This is a genomic window from Amazonocrinis nigriterrae CENA67, from assembly GCF_016056305.1.
Classification (GTDB): domain Bacteria; phylum Cyanobacteriota; class Cyanobacteriia; order Cyanobacteriales; family Nostocaceae; genus Amazonocrinis; species Amazonocrinis nigriterrae.
Window position 1 is genome coordinate 76,665 of record NZ_JAECZC010000012.1, and the last position, 17,866, is coordinate 94,530.

The 17,866-nt window shown below is 41.5% G+C and carries 15 protein-coding genes and 1 pseudogene; 8 read left to right on the plus strand and 8 right to left on the minus strand.

From position 1 onward, the window contains the following. Positions 1-43: 43 nt before the first annotated feature. On the minus strand, positions 44-2,083 hold the full coding sequence (locus tag I8748_RS09470) for a polysaccharide biosynthesis protein (protein WP_198124346.1): 2,040 nt from the start codon (positions 2,081-2,083) through the stop codon (positions 44-46). Positions 2,084-3,603: 1,520 nt separating this feature from the next. Next, positions 3,604-4,125: an acetolactate synthase small subunit gene (ilvN, locus tag I8748_RS09475; RefSeq protein WP_096560378.1), complete on the minus strand. Its 522-nt coding sequence runs from the start codon at positions 4,123-4,125 to the stop codon at positions 3,604-3,606. A gap of 269 nt (positions 4,126-4,394) precedes the next feature. Between ilvN and I8748_RS09480 the strand changes: the two genes are divergently transcribed. Next, on the plus strand, positions 4,395-4,748 hold the full coding sequence (locus tag I8748_RS09480) for a BON domain-containing protein (protein ID WP_198124325.1): 354 nt from the start codon (positions 4,395-4,397) through the stop codon (positions 4,746-4,748). Positions 4,749-4,840: 92 nt separating this feature from the next. On the opposite strand, the gene I8748_RS09485 is transcribed toward I8748_RS09480, so the two are convergent. After that, on the minus strand, positions 4,841-5,758 hold the full coding sequence (locus I8748_RS09485) for an alpha/beta fold hydrolase (protein ID WP_198124345.1): 918 nt from the start codon (positions 5,756-5,758) through the stop codon (positions 4,841-4,843). A gap of 566 nt (positions 5,759-6,324) precedes the next feature. Here I8748_RS09485 and infC point away from each other — a divergent pair. Both infC and I8748_RS09495 read left to right on the plus strand, forming a co-directional pair. Beyond that, on the plus strand, positions 6,325-6,858 hold the full coding sequence (infC, locus tag I8748_RS09490) for a translation initiation factor IF-3 (RefSeq protein ID WP_015111888.1): 534 nt from the start codon (positions 6,325-6,327) through the stop codon (positions 6,856-6,858). A 298-nt stretch (positions 6,859-7,156) separates the two neighbouring features. Beyond that, entirely contained in the window at positions 7,157-10,159 is a 3,003-nt protein-coding gene (locus tag I8748_RS09495; protein ID WP_198124324.1) for an MFS transporter, read from the plus strand. Positions 10,160-10,269: 110 nt separating this feature from the next. Here the strand turns inward: I8748_RS09495 and I8748_RS09500 are convergent, their stop codons facing one another. Both I8748_RS09500 and I8748_RS09505 read right to left on the minus strand, forming a co-directional pair. Then, positions 10,270-11,991, minus strand: a complete 1,722-nt coding sequence (locus I8748_RS09500) for a SulP family inorganic anion transporter (protein ID WP_198124323.1) — start codon at positions 11,989-11,991, stop codon at positions 10,270-10,272. Positions 11,992-12,287: 296 nt separating this feature from the next. Further along, positions 12,288-13,034, minus strand: coding sequence for a ferritin-like domain-containing protein (locus I8748_RS09505; RefSeq protein ID WP_198124322.1), 747 nt, complete (start codon positions 13,032-13,034; stop codon positions 12,288-12,290). 89 nt (positions 13,035-13,123) lie between these two features. Here I8748_RS09505 and I8748_RS09510 point away from each other — a divergent pair, with 89 nt between their 5' ends. From I8748_RS09510 to I8748_RS35015, 4 genes and pseudogenes are all read left to right on the plus strand, one after another. After that, entirely contained in the window at positions 13,124-13,687 is a 564-nt protein-coding gene (locus I8748_RS09510) for a thermonuclease family protein (protein WP_198124321.1), read from the plus strand. A gap of 39 nt (positions 13,688-13,726) precedes the next feature. Further along, entirely contained in the window at positions 13,727-13,930 is a 204-nt protein-coding gene (locus I8748_RS09515) for a hypothetical protein (RefSeq protein ID WP_198124348.1), read from the plus strand. A gap of 211 nt (positions 13,931-14,141) precedes the next feature. Further along, positions 14,142-14,624, plus strand: coding sequence for a hypothetical protein (locus I8748_RS09520; RefSeq protein ID WP_198124320.1), 483 nt, complete (start codon positions 14,142-14,144; stop codon positions 14,622-14,624). 218 nt (positions 14,625-14,842) lie between these two features. After that, positions 14,843-15,070 (plus strand): annotated as a pseudogene (locus I8748_RS35015) (SAM-dependent methyltransferase); the annotation flags it as partial. Positions 15,071-15,121: 51 nt separating this feature from the next. On the opposite strand, the gene I8748_RS34560 reads toward I8748_RS35015, so the two are convergent. Together I8748_RS34560 and I8748_RS09530 are read right to left on the minus strand one after the other, a co-directional pair. Continuing rightward, complete coding sequence (locus tag I8748_RS34560) at positions 15,122-15,280, minus strand: hypothetical protein (protein WP_214662486.1); 159 nt, start codon at positions 15,278-15,280, stop codon at positions 15,122-15,124. Between the two features lie 92 nt (positions 15,281-15,372). After that, on the minus strand, positions 15,373-15,951 hold the full coding sequence (locus I8748_RS09530; RefSeq protein WP_198124319.1) for a hypothetical protein: 579 nt from the start codon (positions 15,949-15,951) through the stop codon (positions 15,373-15,375). Between the two features lie 598 nt (positions 15,952-16,549). Between I8748_RS09530 and I8748_RS09535 the strand changes: the two genes are divergently transcribed. After that, positions 16,550-17,512 (plus strand): toll/interleukin-1 receptor domain-containing protein, encoded by a 963-nt coding sequence (locus I8748_RS09535; protein WP_198124318.1) that lies wholly within the window; start codon positions 16,550-16,552, stop codon positions 17,510-17,512. A 243-nt stretch (positions 17,513-17,755) separates the two neighbouring features. Here the strand turns inward: I8748_RS09535 and I8748_RS09540 are convergent. After that, positions 17,756-17,866: photosystem II protein D1 (locus tag I8748_RS09540; RefSeq protein ID WP_198124317.1), on the minus strand; the 111-nt coding region annotated here is incomplete at its 5' end.

A 17,866-nucleotide genomic window follows, 5' to 3' on the forward strand; every position in this document is an offset into this window, starting at 1 on the left:
CCTCATCTTTCCCTGCTCCCCTGCTTCCCCTGCTCCCCTATGTCTAACTGATTGTGCCTTTTGCCAAAACATTTATATTTGAATTTGTGAGAACTACACTATTTGTTGTGGCGTGTATTGCCAGATTATTTTCTAAATATTTTGGTTTGTATCCTGCTACTACTTGTGCTAGCAAAAATAAGATAGAATTTGCATCATTTTTAGCTGCTACCGTACATAATTGTTCTACAGTTATAGCTAGGTTATCTGGAATAATTCGGCTGGCATTTTTGACAACTAATAGCTTTTTATGTTGGGTCGGTTCATACTCTTCACCTTCAACAAAAAGTTCCTCAAATAACTTTTCTCCAGGTCTTAAACCTGTAAATACAATGTCAATGTCTTTGTTGACTTCATACCCCGAAAGGCGAATTAGTTCTTCGGCTAGGTCAACAATTTTTACAGGTTCACCCATATTCAGCATTAAAACTTCACCACCACGACCAAGGACTGTTGCTTGTAAAACAAGTTGAACTGCTTCGGGAATAGTCATGAAATAACGACAGATATCGGGATGGGTAACGGTTACTGGCCCACCTGTGGCAATTTGTTTTTTGAAAGTCGGAACTACACTACCACGACTACCCAAAACATTGCCAAAACGCACAGCAACATAATGATTTCCACTTTCTTTAGCAGCTTGCAAAACTAACATTTCGGCAACTCTTTTACTAGCTCCCATAATATTGGTAGGATTAACTGCTTTGTCAGTGGATATCATGACAAAATGTTTGACATCGTATTCTAGTGCGAGTTCTAGTAGGTTTTTTGTACCAATCACATTATTGGTAATTGCTTCTGGTGGATTTAATTCCATTAGGGGGACGTGCTTATGAGCCGCAGCATGAAAAATCACATCTGGTTGAAATCGCTCAAAAGCATGTTTTAATCTAGACTTAAACCGAATATCAGCAATAAAAGTGTAAATATGAGGAATGTTTCTCAGGGATGTGCCATCTTTTTTGAGTAGTTGGACAAGTTGTTCTAGTTCTTGTTGAATGCTAAATACAGAATTTTCTCCATGTCCAATCAGTATGATTTTGGCAGGATGGCATTTGAATATTTGACGACAAAGTTCACTACCAATTGACCCACCTGAACCTGTGATTAATACTGTTTTACCGTTGAGAAATTGAGATACTCGTTCAATCTCTGTCTGTATGGGTTCTCGTCTGAGTAAGTCTTCTATCCTGACATCCCGAATACTATCTACCCGCACACGACCATTGAGAATTTCATGTATTCCAGGTAAGGTGCTAGTTTGGACTCCAGTAGCTTTGCAAATATCGACGATTTCTCGAATGACTTTACCAGTAACTGTAGGCATGGCAATGATCACTTTCTGGATATGTAGAGATTGGACAACATCAGGAATTTTGTAGCGATCGCCTACTACAATAATCCCACGAATGGATACATTTAATTTCCGAGGATCGTCGTCAATGAAAGCAATAGGGTGAAACCCTAGCTGGGGATTTCTTTGCATTTCTTGAATTAGGGATACTCCCGCACTACCAGCACCAACAATTAGAACTCGTTCCTGTGGTTTAAATACTAATTGCCGTTGGTTGACTCTTTCTACAACCCGAAAACTGAAACGCAGTGCGCCAATGAAAATACAAGAAAGTAACCCATCAAGAAGTGGTAGCGATCGCGGCAATGTTTCAATAACTGGATACAATGTATTATCAATTCCCTCAAATAGCATGGTTTGGATAGCTACCGCACCCACCATTAACATAGCTATATATATCAGTTCTTCAATACTGGCATAGCGCCAGTAACGCTTATAAAAACCATAATTCCAAAATACTGTTAGTTTGACTGCTAAAAACAGTATTGTTGCGATTCCTAATTCTAAGATATATTCTTGAGGCTCAACATTGCCATCTAAACGCAGAAGCAAAGCTAAGAATGGTGTGATTGAAAAAACAATCATATCACAAATAAACAAATGTCTATTTCTCAGCTTCAGCAATTTACCCAATAAACGATTAATCACTTGTTTAACGATTTTGTGAAGAGTAAAGGATAAGAGATTCACAACTGTAAAGACCTCCATGTCAATCTACAGAATTATCTCAATTACGAATAATTTACCATTATTCAAAGCTATTAAATGAAAGTTGATAGCTTTGAATAATATTAGTACGTCAATTTTGTTTTATGAAATACCTATTTTGAGGTAAATTAAGCACGGCATTTTTAATTAAACTCAATTCCACTAAAATTTACCCAAGCAAGCTAAACGTTGTTTGGTTTCAAAATTAATATAGTGGAGAATCAATCAGCATAAATTACCTATTACTAAAGGTATTTAACTTCTATCAAACAATGGATATTCAGCTAAATACAACAATTGTCTTGACTAATCACGAGATATTGACAAGAGTATAAAAGTATATGATTGTGGGGTGAATTGGATAATTATTTTTATTCAATTTGGATTTGGTAACTTTTCCAATTCCTCATATACTCTTACCAATCCACACTTTGATACCCTATTTTTAACAGAGTTAACAGATACTGTAAAAAGTCAGCAATCGTCAGGTAACATATATATCTCTGAGTGTCAATGCTGGAGAGAATGATTTTCCAGACCAACGCAATACCTTGATCTTTGGAAATACTTGTATTGATACTTAACTGGAATGAAGGAATTTTTTAACTTTTACCCTTTTCCTTGAAACTTACGGGTAATTGATAGATTCAAAAATCATTCATTAGAACTAATGCGTTATCGTAGCGAACATCACATAAGAGTTTCGATTGTTTGTTTCGCCAATCAGTGATGCCATTATCATCTTCCGTAAAACAGATATCATATGAAACAATGCACCCTTTCATAAAAAGACCTTTGTAATTGGTCATAGTTCAAATATGGTATTTGTCAAAATTGAGTTGATCTATTATTGAAAAATCTCATTTTGAGCAATAACATATTTTTGCTGTACGAGTGATATACATCTCGTTTTGAGAACCTAACACTTCAAGCCAGGTAATCAACTTGTTAATGCTATGACCTGCCGTAGTGTTATTACTATTGTATACAACCATAAATTTTGTAGCAGCTTTTTACTGCTGATGTCACGCCAATTTGTCATTTTTTCTTGAGTAGAGAAAAATCTCAAAAAGGATTGACATACACTGGTATTAAAAATTAATTTTTTTTCAAGATTTCTGCTAGTATATCTACAGCTTTATCCAATAGGTTATACTCAAGTTAAAAGCTAAATTTTGTAGACAATATATAGGCTTTATTGGTAACCTAAACCAAATTGCTATAGTAACTATTTTTACAATTTAAAAATTTGACTTTCACCCCAGTTTATATCCCTAAGTTTTTACAGCAAATAGAAAATTTTTTTGAAATAGGGGTGTACTAATACCTTTTGCTTAAGGGAAAATAGCCAATGAAATCTTATCTAAGACTTATTATTTGAGGAATTATCCTTCATGATTTATTGAGATAATAATAGACCTCTTGGTAAGAGGTCTACAGTTCCCTAGGTAAGGAAACGCTATCTTTGAGCGCCACCTCACCGCTGCGTGTCTACGCGTCCTTTAACTAACCTTTGCTTGTAAAGACTTGAGTAACTCAGTATTAACACCCGACTCACGAGTTAGGGCAATTTTGCCAGTGCGGGCTATTTCCCTCAGACCAAATTTTTGTAGCACCTGGACGATCGCCACCATCTTACCAGGGTCTCCAACAACTTCCAGGGTTAGAGAATCTTCTGCTACATCCACAACTCGCGCCCGGAAAATCTGAGCCAGTTCGATCACTTCTGAGCGGTTGCTGCTAGTAGCGTTCACCTTCAGGAGCATCAATTCTCGCTCTACACAAGGAGTTTCAGTAATGTCCTGTACTTTGAGGACGTTGACCAGCTTATAGAGTTGCTTAGTGAGTTGTTCGATGACGCGATCGTCACCAGGTACAACCATAGTAATGCGCGAAACTCCTCCCTGCTCAGCGGGGCCAACAGCAAGGCTTTCTATATTGAAGCCGCGACGGGCAAATAAACTAGAGATGCGGGACAGAACACCCGCCTCATCTTCTACAAGAACTGAAAGGGTATGTTTCATGTTCGCCAACACAGGCTCAGGCAACATTTCACTAATGTAAACACTAGCTGATGTTTGCCCTACACGTACTGCTTTAAATTGCTAAATTGTGAGTTTGATCTCCTATTGTAAACTTAATCTCTGCACTCATTACACTTTCTACAGAGAAGTTATCTACAAATCTGAAAGTAGAGTCTGGCGTGAGTGCATATCTTTTCCACGGCAGATGTTGATTGTCTGTAAAACACTTATGCTTAGATGTTATGAATCTTTGATACAAGGAAGTGTTTATGGGTTGGTTAAAAAGACTTTTTGGTTTAGAAAAACCTCAAGATGCACAAGTAAATCCCACTCCCCAACCAGTACCGCAAGCTGCTACTACCGCTACTCAATCAATTCCGCCAGAACGTCTAGGATTAAACGGAGAATATGACCAAAGTGGTTTAGCCAAACGGGTAGCTTTGGCCTTTGATCAAGACCAACAACTGGACGATGTTAATACCCTCTGGGTTGCTCAAACAGGCAGTACTGTAGTACTGAAAGGCAAAGTTCCCAGCCAAGACATTCTCAACAAAATGACATCTGTGGCGCGATCGGTTAATGGTGCTACAGATGTAGACACTAACCAAGTTACCATCGGCTAGTGTTGAAGGCAGCTTTTGAGCAGGGGTGCAGGGGGGATGAGGGAGATGAGGGAGAAATAAGTTTTAACTCCTAACTCCTAACTTTTAACTCCTCACTCAGCATTCAGCACTTTTTGATTAATCCACTCTAAAATAGCTTGGTTAACTTGTTCTGGGCATTCATCGTGGGGACAATGCCCCACATCCTCTAACTTCAGTAATTGTAATTTTTCGTTGTACTGAGTAAATCTATTAGCAAGTATGGGTGGGACAAATCGGTCTTTTTGCCCCCAAATTAATAGCATCGGGATTGTTAAGGTTGGTAACACTGCCTTGACACTGGGACTAAAGTTAACAGCGATCGCAGCTTTGAACAAGGCACTAAAAGCACGGGCAGAACCACGGTCTTGGGGAGGGCCAGCTAAAATCTCTATGAGTTCATCAGTAATTGCCTCTGGATTAGCATAAGCAAGGCTGGCCCAGCGACGCAGGATGTTAGGTCGGCGCACGAAGTGAAACACTGGTTTCAACAAAATTGGGGAAGCAACTATATTTTTGATGGCTTTGACCACAGGTCGCAAAACAGCAGGAATAGCTTCTTGTTCTAGCGACGGGTCGGGCAGACTCATCATTACAATACCTTGCACCATATCCGGATGGGCAGAGGCAGCCGCTAAAGAAATCAGTGAACCATTGGAATTCCCCACTAGCACTGCTGGCTGACGGATAAAGGCTTTCCAAAAGTCGTACACCTGTTCTACCCACAGTTCTATACTGTAATTTATCGGCGCTTTTTCAGAAGCACCAAAACCCAGCATATCTAAGGCGTAGATTGTGTGGTGTTCGCCTAACACCTCTAAATTATGTCGCCAATGACCAATAGAAGCACCAAACCCGTGTAGCAAGATTATAGGTGTTGTTTTTTCCTGGTCTTTGGCAGGTCGGATGTAAGTATAGCGAGTTTGCCAGCCCCGCCACACCCAGTCCCTTTGATTACCAACCCGTTGCTGCCAGTGTAACGTATTGGTCACCCCTTCCTCCGATTCATTAAGCATTAGTCTAATTCCAATATAGGGAATTGGGAATTGGGAATGGGGAATGGGGAATGGGGAACTCGGGGTTCCCTCTGGGGATAAGGGGCAATGGGGAATGGGGAAAACAACTAACCACTGACCACTGACAACTGACAACTGACCCTTACGGGTGACGCTCCTGCGTCGCTAACGCTGCGCTAACGTCAGTTGTTCATGGGGGACTCGGGGCCCCCACGACCGCTCGTGAGTGGGGATTGGGGGAGAACCCCCAAGACCACACTGACTCACCACTGACAACTGACAACAAAAATAATTGTTACAATATTTAACGCTTGTCTAGGTTGTGTAATTTAGATTAACTATTGCAGAGAAATTCTCTAAGAGTGAGTAGAATGACAAATACAACAACCACTAACTGCTCATGAATTAGCTACCCTAGAACTATACACTCATTTTGAAGTCCTCAGTTATTTTTAAGTACTGTGCTTCTGAGGCATCCCAAACAAAACCAAGTCAATCAAGTCCAATCTACATACTTAACTAAAGAGCTCCCAATAATCATAATGCCTGTGATTGAGAAGAAAAGAACTCGCGATCTGCCCCAAATTAACGAACGTATCCGCTTCCCGAAAATTCGAGTCATTGATACCGATGGCTCGCAGCTGGGAATCATAACTCCACAAGAAGCACTACAACTAGCTGAAGAAAAAGAGCTAGACTTGGTGCTTTTGAGTGACAAGGCTGACCCGCCGGTTTGTCGGATCATGGACTATGGTAAATACAAGTTTGAGCAAGAGAAGAAGGCGCGGGAAGCCCGGAAAAAGCAGCACACAGCTGATGTCAAGGAAGTGAAGATGCGCTACAAAATAGAGGAACACGACTATAACGTGCGTGTCAAGCAAGCAGAGCGCTTTCTTAAAGATGGTGATAAAGTCAAAGCAACTGTGATGTTCCGGGGTCGAGAAATTCAACACAGTGATTTGGCAGAAGATCTGCTCAAGCGCATGGCAACTGATCTGGAGCCGTTTGGTGAAGTGCAGCAAGCGCCTAAAAAAGAAGGCAGAAACATGATGATGCTGATTTCACCTAAAAAGTAATCTCTAGATTTTCTAGACACCAAGCATAATCACAACTGAAAAGTTTGCAACGATCCCCCAATCGTTGAAATTTATACAAAACTGATAGTCCTGAGCGCTGAGTGGGAAAAATAATACTCAGTTGCTCAGGACTTTTGTTATTTCTGGGGAATTGGGAATTGGGAATTGGGAATGGGGCATTGGGAATTGGGCATTGCTTATTTATTCTCCCTCATCTCCCCCTGCTCCCCCATCTCCCCTGCTCAACAGATCCCCTGCTTCACTCACGTTATGCGGTGCCGCCGGAAAGTAAGACTGCATGGAACTAAAAAATTACTCGTTTGCTCCAAATAGAGACACTTTGGCACGACTGCTACAGTGGGTGAATCTACGGCCTGAAGAAGGCGATCGCACTTGGCTCATGTTTGCCTTCTATACAACTGTCTCGGTAGGATTACGGTGGGCAGAGGACAGTACAGTCGCCATGTTTTTAGACGAATATGGAGCTGGTTCACTGCCTTTGATGTACATTGCCAGTGCAGCAATGGGTGCAGGAATAGTTTTTGTCTATTCTTGGCTGCAAAAGATTTTCCCTTTGCGCTGGGTAATTGTGGCGATCGCCCCCTGTATGGTCGCACCATTGATGTTATTGGTGTTGTTGCGTTGGGGAAGCAATTTTTCCTACTTGTCTGTAATCATCGTATTTCTGATGCGGCTATGGGTAGATGCACTTTATGTAGTCAATGACCTCAACACCTCGATTGTTGCTAACCAACTATTCAACATTCGTGAGATTAAACGTACTTACCCATTGGTTAGTAGTGGTGTGTTGGTGGCAGATGTAATCAGCGGCTTTAGTTTGCCTTGGCTACTACAATTTGCCCAGCTCAATAGAGTCCTCATTATCGCTTGTGGAGTGATTATCTTGGGGGCGGGAATCCTATCCTATTTAAGCCATCAGTATCAAGCAGCTTTTCCTGATGCCCCACAACGACTAATTCCCCAAGAACAAGCCTCTCGACATCGCCGCCTGCAAGCCCCCATTAAGCGCTATACATTGCAACTGTTTGCCTTTGTTGGTTTTTTGCAAGTGATTGGGCTATTGGTAGATTTTCAATATCTCCAAGAACTGAAGGGGAATTTAGGCGATCAAGAACTCGCCAGTTTCTTAGGCCTATTTGGTGGCATTGTGGGACTGTGTGAGTTAGGAACTCAGTGGTTTGTCTCCAGCCGACTAATCGAACGTATAGGAGTGTTCTTCACTGCCGCCCTTTTACCCATCATTGTAGGCTTTGTCGTTCCAGGAGCGATCGCCCTACTCAATTTAATCCCAGCAATGCAATCGCAAAGCTTGTTTTGGGGGCTAGTAGTTCTGAAATTCTGTGATGAACTTCTGCGTTACACATTTGTGGTCAGCAGCAGCCCAGTGCTATACCAACCAATCCCTGAACGCATTCGCAGCCGTACACAAACATTATCTGGAGGAACTGCCGAAGCCATCGCCACAGGGTTTACAGGAATGATTATTCTTGTAACTTTATTTTTGTGCGGGCAGTTTGTGCCTAAATCACTACAACAGTGGATATTAATGGCAGAAACAGTAGTAATAGCTGCTGCCTGTTTAAAAGTAGTTTGGGTATTGCGATCGCGCTATGTTGATTTGTTAGTCTTGAGTGCGGAACGAGGTGAACTCAGTGCGGCTAATGTCGGTCTACGGGTCTTCAAACAGGGGGTAGTCAAAGCTTTAGGAGAAACAGGTAGCACCGCAGATAAACACTCATGTATTGAACTTTTAGCCCAAATTGATCCCCAAGGTGCAGCCCAAGTTTTAGCACCTCTGTTAATTAAGTTACCCCCAGATTTGCAGCGTCAAAGTTTGGAGGTGATGCTGATGGGAGGCGCAAATTCTGTTTATGTGCTGGAAGTACGTTCTTTGTTACAACAGCCCGAAGAAACTGTTGATCCTGAAGTTTTTGCCTTAGCCCTGCGTTACGTTTGGCTGGCTGAACCTAATCCTAATTTGAGCCAACTGGAAGACTACCTACAAGCACGACACCATTCATTGATTCGTGCTACCGCCGCTGCTTTAATTTTACGTCAGGGAACACCCATACAAAAGGTAGCAGCTACCAAAACTATGCGCCGGATGCTAACTCATAAACATGAACGAGAACGGGTAAATGGAGTCAAAGCCCTCAGAGAAGCGATTTATTTACAGGCCCTACGGATTCATATCCCACATTTGTTGCAAGATGAGTCTTTACGGGTGCGCTGTGCAGTATTGGAAATGATTGCGGCTACCCGTTTAGAAGAGTACTATTCGGCTTTGCTAGGGGCACTTTACTATAAGTCAACTCGCACGACAGCTATACGTGCTTTGATTCGATTAGAAAATGAAGCTTTAGAAATGCTGTTGCAACTGGCTAATAATACTTACAAACCCGAAATTGTCCGAGTGTATGCCTGGCGAACTATTGCTCAAATCTCTACTCTAGAAGCGAAGGAGTCTTTATGGCTGCACTTGGAAACATCTTGGGGGGCTACTAGATATCATATTCTTCGCAGCTTACTAAAAATACAGAAACAACCAGAAGCTATTAGTGCATTAGATAGCTTTCAGCACAGTCGGGTAGAAACGTTAATTGAGCAGGAATTAAGGTTTTTAGGTGAGATTTATGCTGCTGACATTGACTTGCAAGCACAACAAACTCTCAAAAATTATCAATCAAATCAAAGAGTTGTGATTGTCTGTGAGTTATTACAACGCGCACTTCAAGAATTAGAATTCGATGTTAAGGAACGGATACTGTTACTATTGAGACTACTTTATTCTCCAGAAAAGATGCAGGCAGCAGCATTTAATTTGCGATCGCAGTCAGTGACAAACTTGGCGCGGGGATTAGAAATTTTAGAGCATACCGTGAATTTACCCACCAAATCTTTGCTGTTGAATATTTTAGACCAGCGATCGCACCAAGAAAAACTGCATTATCTGGCAGAAGCGGGGTTGTTAGAATATCGACCGATGGCAATTAGCGATCGCCTGCGTCGGTTGCTGACATTAGGTAATTTACTTTCTGACTGGTGTTTAGCTTGCTGCTTTCATGTTGCTTTAGTTAGCCGCATCCGATTAACAACCGACGAAATTTTAGTCTCGCTACGCCATCCTACTGGCTTTGTCCGAGAAGCAGCGATCGCATATCTGAGTGTGGTATCACACCGTGTCTTGCTAGAACTTTTACCCAAATTGCAAAAAGATTCACACCCTCTGGTAACGGCTCAAGTCAAGGAGTTAATGAAAAAATACCCAGTTAACAAATAGCCGTTATATCACGTCCGTTTAAACACTTATGATATCTGTGGAGGTCGGGAATTGGGAATTGGGATTATTCAATATGCCCAAAAACTCCATCCACAAGGGAATGGAGTTTTTTATTCGCTTTGAGTAGACTGTTCGTTGAAATGGCGATCGCGGGCTTGAAAAGCGGCAAGGGCAGTATGCAAAGTAAAATAAATATGTTCAGAGCCAATCTTTTGTAAAAGCTGCGATCGCTTTAGTTGTTTGTAAAGATCCTGTTTGACTCGTGTCATGGCAAAGGTAATACCTTTAGCGGCTAGTTCGCTATGCAATTGTGCTAATGCGTCAATGGCAGTGATATCAACTTCAACAATAGCTTCTGTGTTTAGCACAAACCACTCTACGGGAGTTTTTTCTGCCTCAATTGCTGACAATGCCCTTCGTTTGAAATGTTCTACATTGGCAAAGCAAAGCGGAGCGTCATATCGATAAATTACTAAACCTGGGATAGTTTTGGCTCCTTCCCAATCTTCAATGTCGTGTAAACCTGGTAAATCTGGCACTTCACCTAAAACTGCATCGTGTGGTCGTGCTACCCTGGCAAATAAATCAATCACAGATAAACCCACTGCAATACCAACACCAACCAAAATATCTGTGAATAGAACTCCAACGATTGTGGCTACAGCCAAGAATAACTCACTGCGTCGAAATTGTGTCAATCTGAGAAATTCTGGAATTTCAATCAGTTTGGTAGCTGCATAGATCACAATTGCCCCCAATGCAGCTTTCGGAAACTCTGCCAGCAAGGGACGTAGGAATAATAACACCAAGATAACTATAACCAGAGCAACTAAAGAGAACGCCTGGCTTTTGCTTCCTAATGAGTCTGCGATCGCAGTGCGGCTACCGCTACTACTAATTGGAAAACCTTGCATCAATCCGTTTCCTAGATTTGAGGTGCCTAGCGCTAATAGTTCTTGATTTGCGTCAATTTTGTAGTGATTACGACTAGCAAATGCCCTTGCTGTGAGTACATTATCTGAATAGCCGACAATTGCAATGCCAATCGCAGAAGCGACGAGTGTTGATAACTCCTGAGTCGATAATTTCGGTAAAGTCAAATGAGGTAAGCCCGCTGGAATCTCTTTGACTACCGCCACCCCTTGTTGCTCGAGATGGAATAACGCTACGCTAGCCGTTGCTAGTAAAACCGCTAACAAAGGCCCAGGCGCAGTTGGAAAGCGACGCTGAATGATGAATAAAAAAGCTAAGACTATAGCTGCTAAAATCAGGGTTGGCTGATGAATTTGATCTAGCTTGCTGAAGAATTCACCCACTTCCCCAAAAACAGTATTTGCTTCAATTTTAATGCCACCAATTTTACCTAGTTGCCCTGTAATCATAATTACGGCAACCCCTGCCATATAACCAACTAGAATCGGTTTGGATAGCAGGTCTGCGAGAAATCCCAAGCGGGCAATGTAGCCAATTATGCATACAATCCCGACCATGAAAGCTAGTACAGAAGCCAGACTTGCATAATTACTACCATTAGATGCGACTAAAGGAGCGATCGCTGCCGCCGTCATTACCGCCGTTGTCGATTCTGGCCCTACCGATAGTTGAGGTGAAGATCCCAATAAAGCATAAATAATCATTGGCGGCAGAATTGCCCACAATCCTACTACAGGTTGCACCCCTGCTAATTCCCCATAAGCCATGCACTGCGGAATTAAGTAAGCTGCTACTGTTACACCCGCCAGTATATCAGGGAGCAACCATGCTCGCTGGTAAGACAGCAACCGTTTTAACCCCGGTATACCTGGTAAGATTACTTGATGCTTTTTAAACATAGCAAATACAAATCAGGCTTCGATTTAGATTCAGAAGATATTAATTAGTTTAAGAGACAGTTAAGATAAGCACATAAAAAGATTTGTACACAGAAGATAAGGGAGTAACACCATTTCACGAAAAATCTGATACAAATTTTTTCTCCCCTGCTCCCCTGCCCCTCTGCCCCTCTGCTCCCCTGTTACCCCTAATCCCCACTCCCTTCGGTCGTGGGGGCCCCGAGTTCCCCTGCTTGCCTAAATGTATCAACTTTAAAGTGAAACGGTATAAAATCCCCCTCATCCCCCTCATCAAGTTAAGCAACCATCAACTCAGAATTATTTTCAGATGGGGGGCCATCCTGGACTAGAGAACGGGTTTGGCCGTTGCGCTGGAGGATACCACTAATCATGGCTAACATAGCGTTTACCTTGCGGGTGCGCCATTCATCGACTAGTTGCTGGACTTGGCTAGCAGACATCCGTCGCATCATCGCTTCATATAGATAAGCAGCATGACCGGTTTCATCTTGAGCAATACTTAACATGCCTAACTTCAAGTTGCGGCTGGTTGGCTCATGATCGGGTAATACATTCGCCATGCGGGTAAAGTCTTTGCTTGCATCCAACTCTAGAATGTAAGTGCTGGCCATAAACACATCCCAGTCAATGGCAGCAGGTTTTAGCTGTTCAGCAGAGTAACCCTCAAAGTAGGCGACAAAGAAGGGACTGCGCTGTTGTTTTGATTTACTTGTAGATGTTGTTTCGGGTTGACTTTTGAAATCTATAACTTGTTTATTCAGTTGCTTCAAAGCGTGGGCAAATATTTGACCATGCCTAGTTTCATCTAAAGCATGTTTTGCCAGTTTTTCTGCTAGCCATGTATCACCTTCAGCAACTGCGCGATCGCTCAGTGCAGACAAGAACGGTACAGAACCAGACTCTGCCAATTGAAACCCTGCAAGGACGTTGGGACGGGTTTTTAAATCACGGATTTGACTGGCTGAGTAATAAGCAATGGCACCCGAACCCGCTAGATGCATGAGGTAAGTTAAAAAGTTCATTGTGAAGATGGAGAATTAGTTATTTTCATTCTCTATGCTAAACAACGATTTGCTAATATCATGCGTGGGAGGTATTTTGGTGAGATTGGATGGAAAAGTTAACTAAGCATATACTTATCTGGCTGGGCATAGCTATCATTATTTTGGGTTTGATGGGCTGTGAGCGATTTTTTGGTGTTTCTGGTGACTTAGTTGAACGAGTTAGTGATGGCGATACTTTAGCAGTGAAAGATTCTCAAGGCAATAAATTCACTGTGCGCTTTGCTTGTATGGATGCACCGGAAATACCTCATTCCAATAAAGAAAAAAATAGTAAAAGCGCTAGCGATCGCAATCAGTTTAGCTGGGGAGTGAAGGCGCAACAAAGGGTACAGCAATTGGTGCAACAAGGAGGCGATCGCGTCAAGTTGAATATTACAGATAGCGATCGCTATGGTAGAAAAGTGGCAGAAATCCGTTTAAAGGATGGTACTTTTGTACAACAAGTTTTGTTGCGGGAAGGGTTAGCAAAAGTGTATCGCCCCTATTTAAATAAATGTCCCAGCAAAGATTTAGTGCAACAAGCCGAAGCTGAAGCGAAGCAGCAAAAACTTGGGGTTTGGAGTGATGCTAAGTTTATCAATCCTTGGGAGTATCGCAGCTTATATAAATAAAACCAAGTTTGAAATCTCTTACCCCTCACGGGGATGGAAATGTTGAAAAATGTGATGGATGGAGAGGTAGAGAAGAGATGGCGATCGCATTCGACAATGATGATCAAGTATTTACTCATTCACAAAAATAGCGTCATGTCAAGGTATAAAAATCGAACACAGATTTTAAGGGAGGATATCATGAAAGAATCGGTAATTTATCAAGATATTCTAGAACAGGGAAACAAGGAGAACAACGTCTAATTATTCGTCAGCTAAATCGACGCTTCAGTTAATTGCACGTTTTGTGCTTAAGAGCGTCATATCCAAGGGTAGGAGGTAACCTCGCCCTCTTGCAAGTGGCGTTGGAGATTAGGGAAAAGGGTTTTCAGGATTCTGCACGGATACAAGAATAGTGACTAATTAAGCGGACATGGTATTATTATTAGTTTGTCGTTTGTGAATACAGATATTTATGAGGAAAAATGCCATACCATTACTACTCTGTGGAGTGGTTGTCAGTTTTGGACTACCGTCATTGCTAGCTCAAGCACAACAGGTAGTTTCTGATACCCAAGTAGCGGCAATGGTGGAAGCACTACGACAGGCTGCACCACAAACAGGCATCCAAAACGATGGACTTTACAGTCAATGGCAAGTCAAACCAGAAACTCTCAAAGGCTGGTCGAAATATTGCCTGAAACGAGAATTAACACCGACACAATTTGAAAATAGTCCTGTGACAGCACGCTCTGTTATATCTTGTATTACCCGCCGTGAGTTAAATAAGCAATTTGCCGCTACTAGCAATAATGAAACTGCATCTGTGCGTGCTGTAGCTTGTTGGTGGATGACTGGTAACTATACAGGCTGTAACAGCGGCTTTACTGCTGCTTATGTGCAAAAAGTTCTTGGTTTTTATCAACAGCAGCGTTCAAAACCAGCAGTTAGTCGTTGACTTTGAGAGTAGTAGGAAGGAGCCACTTGATGGCAGTCCGTTCAAGTGGCGTTAAGTAGGAAGTGGTGTAGTTAAATTACTTGAAAAGTGAGAATTTTGAGTTTAACAATCAAGCTTCTGCTGTAATTCCAAGTTAATATTTCAATTCTTTTTGCTTTATCCATGACCATTTTAACTGTAGAAGCCCTATGTTCAGAAGCTGCTACATTTTCAAGAGATTTGTTGGTGAATCTACCGTATACATCAAAGATTTTGCTCCTAAAACTTGGAACTATCTTGAGACACATGCACAATACTTAAACAAAAGAAAAAGCAAGATTTATCAGCAAAATCCTCGTTTTTCTATTTTTGGTGTCGGTTCATATACTTTTGCACCCTGGAAAATTGCAATTTGCGGACTTTACAAAAAATTAGATTTTAGATTGATAGGTCAGATAAGTGAAAAACTCAAAACTACTTTAAAAAGTATACCCAATGCCCCATGCCCTGCTCTCATACTACTCCCTCCAGGGGTAGGATGAGCTTAAACATAACTTTCCTAAAGGTAAATTTTGATAACGAGTTTCTGCCCCATCAACTTCCACCACCAAGTTACTTTTGATTTGCTGTATCTTTTGATTGGGATATAAGACAAAGAAATATGCGCCTACAAACATGATTAGAAGGATGATAGTGAGTACCATACTTGTGTTCATTAGAGCCAGTTTTGTGCTTTTACCCAATCGTTAACAGCCAACCAGCTTGTGGTTTAATCTGGGAAAGCCAAACCAGTCATTGGGTCACGGATATATAACCCTAGTGTAAGCGATCGCATCACTTCATCCCAATGAGGTGTCAGCTGTTCTGCTTGATCTGCCCAATAATCGAATGTAATCAAGCACTGAACATTTGACCCCAAACCAATGCAAGTCCGTGAAAATGCTTCTCGTGGTTCTTCTTGAGTGTCAATAAACTTGATCTCTGTCCAGACAATTCTGGCGGTTTGGCGCTTGACGGTGATAATTTCTCCCTTGGCAATGACGTTGCGACTATCGTCTTCCATAATTTTCTTTAAAGTGGGTTTTAGCGGAAACAAACTCCAATCATTGGGTGGCAGACGATTAAAAGATACTTCTAGACAGCAATCATCGTTGGGTGGTTTTTTATCGAGGAACTTGAAGGATTTTTCTTGTGGCTCAAAAACCCAATCTTGAGGAACATTGAAGCGAACAGCACCCCGGTCTGCAACAAAAATTTTGTAGCCTGATGGAGATTCCCAGCGGTGGTCAGGTTTTAGTTCAAGCGTTTCTTTAATCCACTGGAGATTGCTTTTTTTACGCTTTGCCATAGTATTTTTGCCAATTTTCTCAAGAGTGCGATCGCACTTGGTTGAGTCGTAGGCGATCGCCTATTTCGTTAATCGTATCAAATCGCTAGTATCGATAGCCAACGTTGTGGTAAGGTAGCGTGCAAGATGGACAGCACTTGATGCCAGTTGCTACAACAATGAGGCAGTCAGGTCTTGAGGAGCCACTAATGCAGATGGTTTACCGACAGACGCGCGCAATTGGCGTAGTTTCCAGCTAACTAGCTTTTGGGCTTCTTAACATGAATTACGCACGGACTACGATTTTACGTCATTACGAGCTTAGCGTTGTAATCGCAAAAGCTTAGTTTTTCGTCATGAGTGCGTAATTCCTATTTAATATAAAGTTGGTGTTGCTAGATATACAATTTTTGAAATTGCAGTGTTTCAAGTATTCATAGTTTGGCATTGCTAAAATTAAATACAAATTTCACTTTCCACCAAATTTATAACCCTGTTTCTAGAAGAAGTCAGGGGTCTAGCCTTTGCGCGATCGCTTCATAGGTGGAAATGGTAGATTTGCATAAAACTGAGCAGTCAGGATGATATTAATGATGTACTGCAATTCAGTAATAAGGTTATGTCCGTGCAATCTAAATCTCCTAAACCTCTTCAACTGTTTTGTGCCTATGCCCACGAAGATCAAACATTACAACATAAACTAAAAGAAAGCCTGGAGATTTTGAAGAAAGAAGAGGTTATTACTGACTGCTATTACCGAAAAATTGGGCCAGAAAAAGAATGGCACTATCAAGTAGATGATCGCTTAAATACATCTGATATAATTTTGTTGCTTGTAAGTGAAAATTTTATAGCTTCGGGTTATTGCCATAATAATGAAGGCAATACTAATGCTGAATTCAAACAAGCAATGGAACTGCATAATGCTGAAAAAGCGACAGTTATCCCTATAATTCTTGACTCTATTCATTGGATTAATACACCGTTTGGCAAGCTTCAAGCACTACCCAAAGACACCAAAGGCAACAAACCTGTGAGTGACTGGAAGTCCCGTGATAAAGCTTTTAAAAATATTGCTCAAGGTATCCGGGAAGAAGCTAAAAAAATGGTCAATTCTACCTCTAGCAAGGCTTCAAAAAATACGCAAACAGCCACATTTTCCGGCTTAGGAATCATTGTATTAGTAGGTGCTATCTGGATCTACTCTAATTCTCAACAAAGTAACATATCAGAACCTCGTCCTACTACTAATATTTTACCTAAAACAGAAATATTAAATTCTACTGGCTGGATATTGATAGGTAAAATTAACAATACATCAAGTAGCTTGACTACTGAAGAGCCACTGATTGAACCTTTTATTGATCCTCCTGTTATTCCATCACGAAAGTCAGTAGTTACGGTTAAATACGAGATAGATTTGAGGAAAGAAAAACCTCCTTCGTCAGAGTTACTTCAGAAACTTCAACCAGGAGATCAGCTAGTCATATTCCAAGTACAACAGATAGCTAAATCTAATCAGAATTCACCTTTTGAAGTGTGGGCGCAAGTCCGTAAATGTAATCAAAATTGTCAGCAGTGAAAATAATTAACAGGCTATTTACAAACACAATATTAAGTAGGGAAAGCAAAGGCGGTAATCCACCATTTATCTCGGTGCGTTACCCTTCGCTATAACGCACCCTACTGGCTGACTTTGCGCCTTTGCGCCTTTGCGCGAGACAAAAAAAGATTTATGCAAGAAGTCTAAGACCAATACTGACACCAAAAAGCGCCCCCCCAATTGGGAGAGCGCTATTTAATTGATTAGACGTGGCTAGAAGAATTAACCGTTAATCGCAGGAGCAGTTAGTGCAACAGGAGCAACATCACCAGCAGCCAAGTCTAAGGGGAAGTTGTGAGCATTGCGCTCGTGCATTACTTCCATACCCAAGTT

Bases quoted from the DNA above. Each gene is read 5' to 3' on its own strand.
- ilvN (WP_096560378.1), bottom strand. From the start codon at position 4,125: ATGAAACATACCCTTTCAGTTCTTGTAGAAGATGAGGCGGGTGTTCTG.
- I8748_RS09480 (WP_198124325.1), top strand. From the start codon at position 4,395: ATGGGTTGGTTAAAAAGACTTTTTGGTTTAGAAAAACCTCAAGATGCA.
- infC (WP_015111888.1), top strand. From the start codon at position 6,325: ATGCCTGTGATTGAGAAGAAAAGAACTCGCGATCTGCCCCAAATTAAC.
- I8748_RS09495 (WP_198124324.1), top strand. From the start codon at position 7,157: ATGGAACTAAAAAATTACTCGTTTGCTCCAAATAGAGACACTTTGGCA.
- I8748_RS09500 (WP_198124323.1), bottom strand. From the start codon at position 11,991: ATGTTTAAAAAGCATCAAGTAATCTTACCAGGTATACCGGGGTTAAAA.
- I8748_RS09505 (WP_198124322.1), bottom strand. From the start codon at position 13,034: ATGAACTTTTTAACTTACCTCATGCATCTAGCGGGTTCGGGTGCCATT.
- I8748_RS09510 (WP_198124321.1), top strand. From the start codon at position 13,124: ATGGAAAAGTTAACTAAGCATATACTTATCTGGCTGGGCATAGCTATC.
- I8748_RS09515 (WP_198124348.1), top strand. From the start codon at position 13,727: ATGTTGAAAAATGTGATGGATGGAGAGGTAGAGAAGAGATGGCGATCG.
- I8748_RS09520 (WP_198124320.1), top strand. From the start codon at position 14,142: ATGAGGAAAAATGCCATACCATTACTACTCTGTGGAGTGGTTGTCAGT.
- I8748_RS34560 (WP_214662486.1), bottom strand. From the start codon at position 15,280: ATGTTTGTAGGCGCATATTTCTTTGTCTTATATCCCAATCAAAAGATA.
- I8748_RS09530 (WP_198124319.1), bottom strand. From the start codon at position 15,951: ATGGCAAAGCGTAAAAAAAGCAATCTCCAGTGGATTAAAGAAACGCTT.
- I8748_RS09535 (WP_198124318.1), top strand. From the start codon at position 16,550: ATGTCCGTGCAATCTAAATCTCCTAAACCTCTTCAACTGTTTTGTGCC.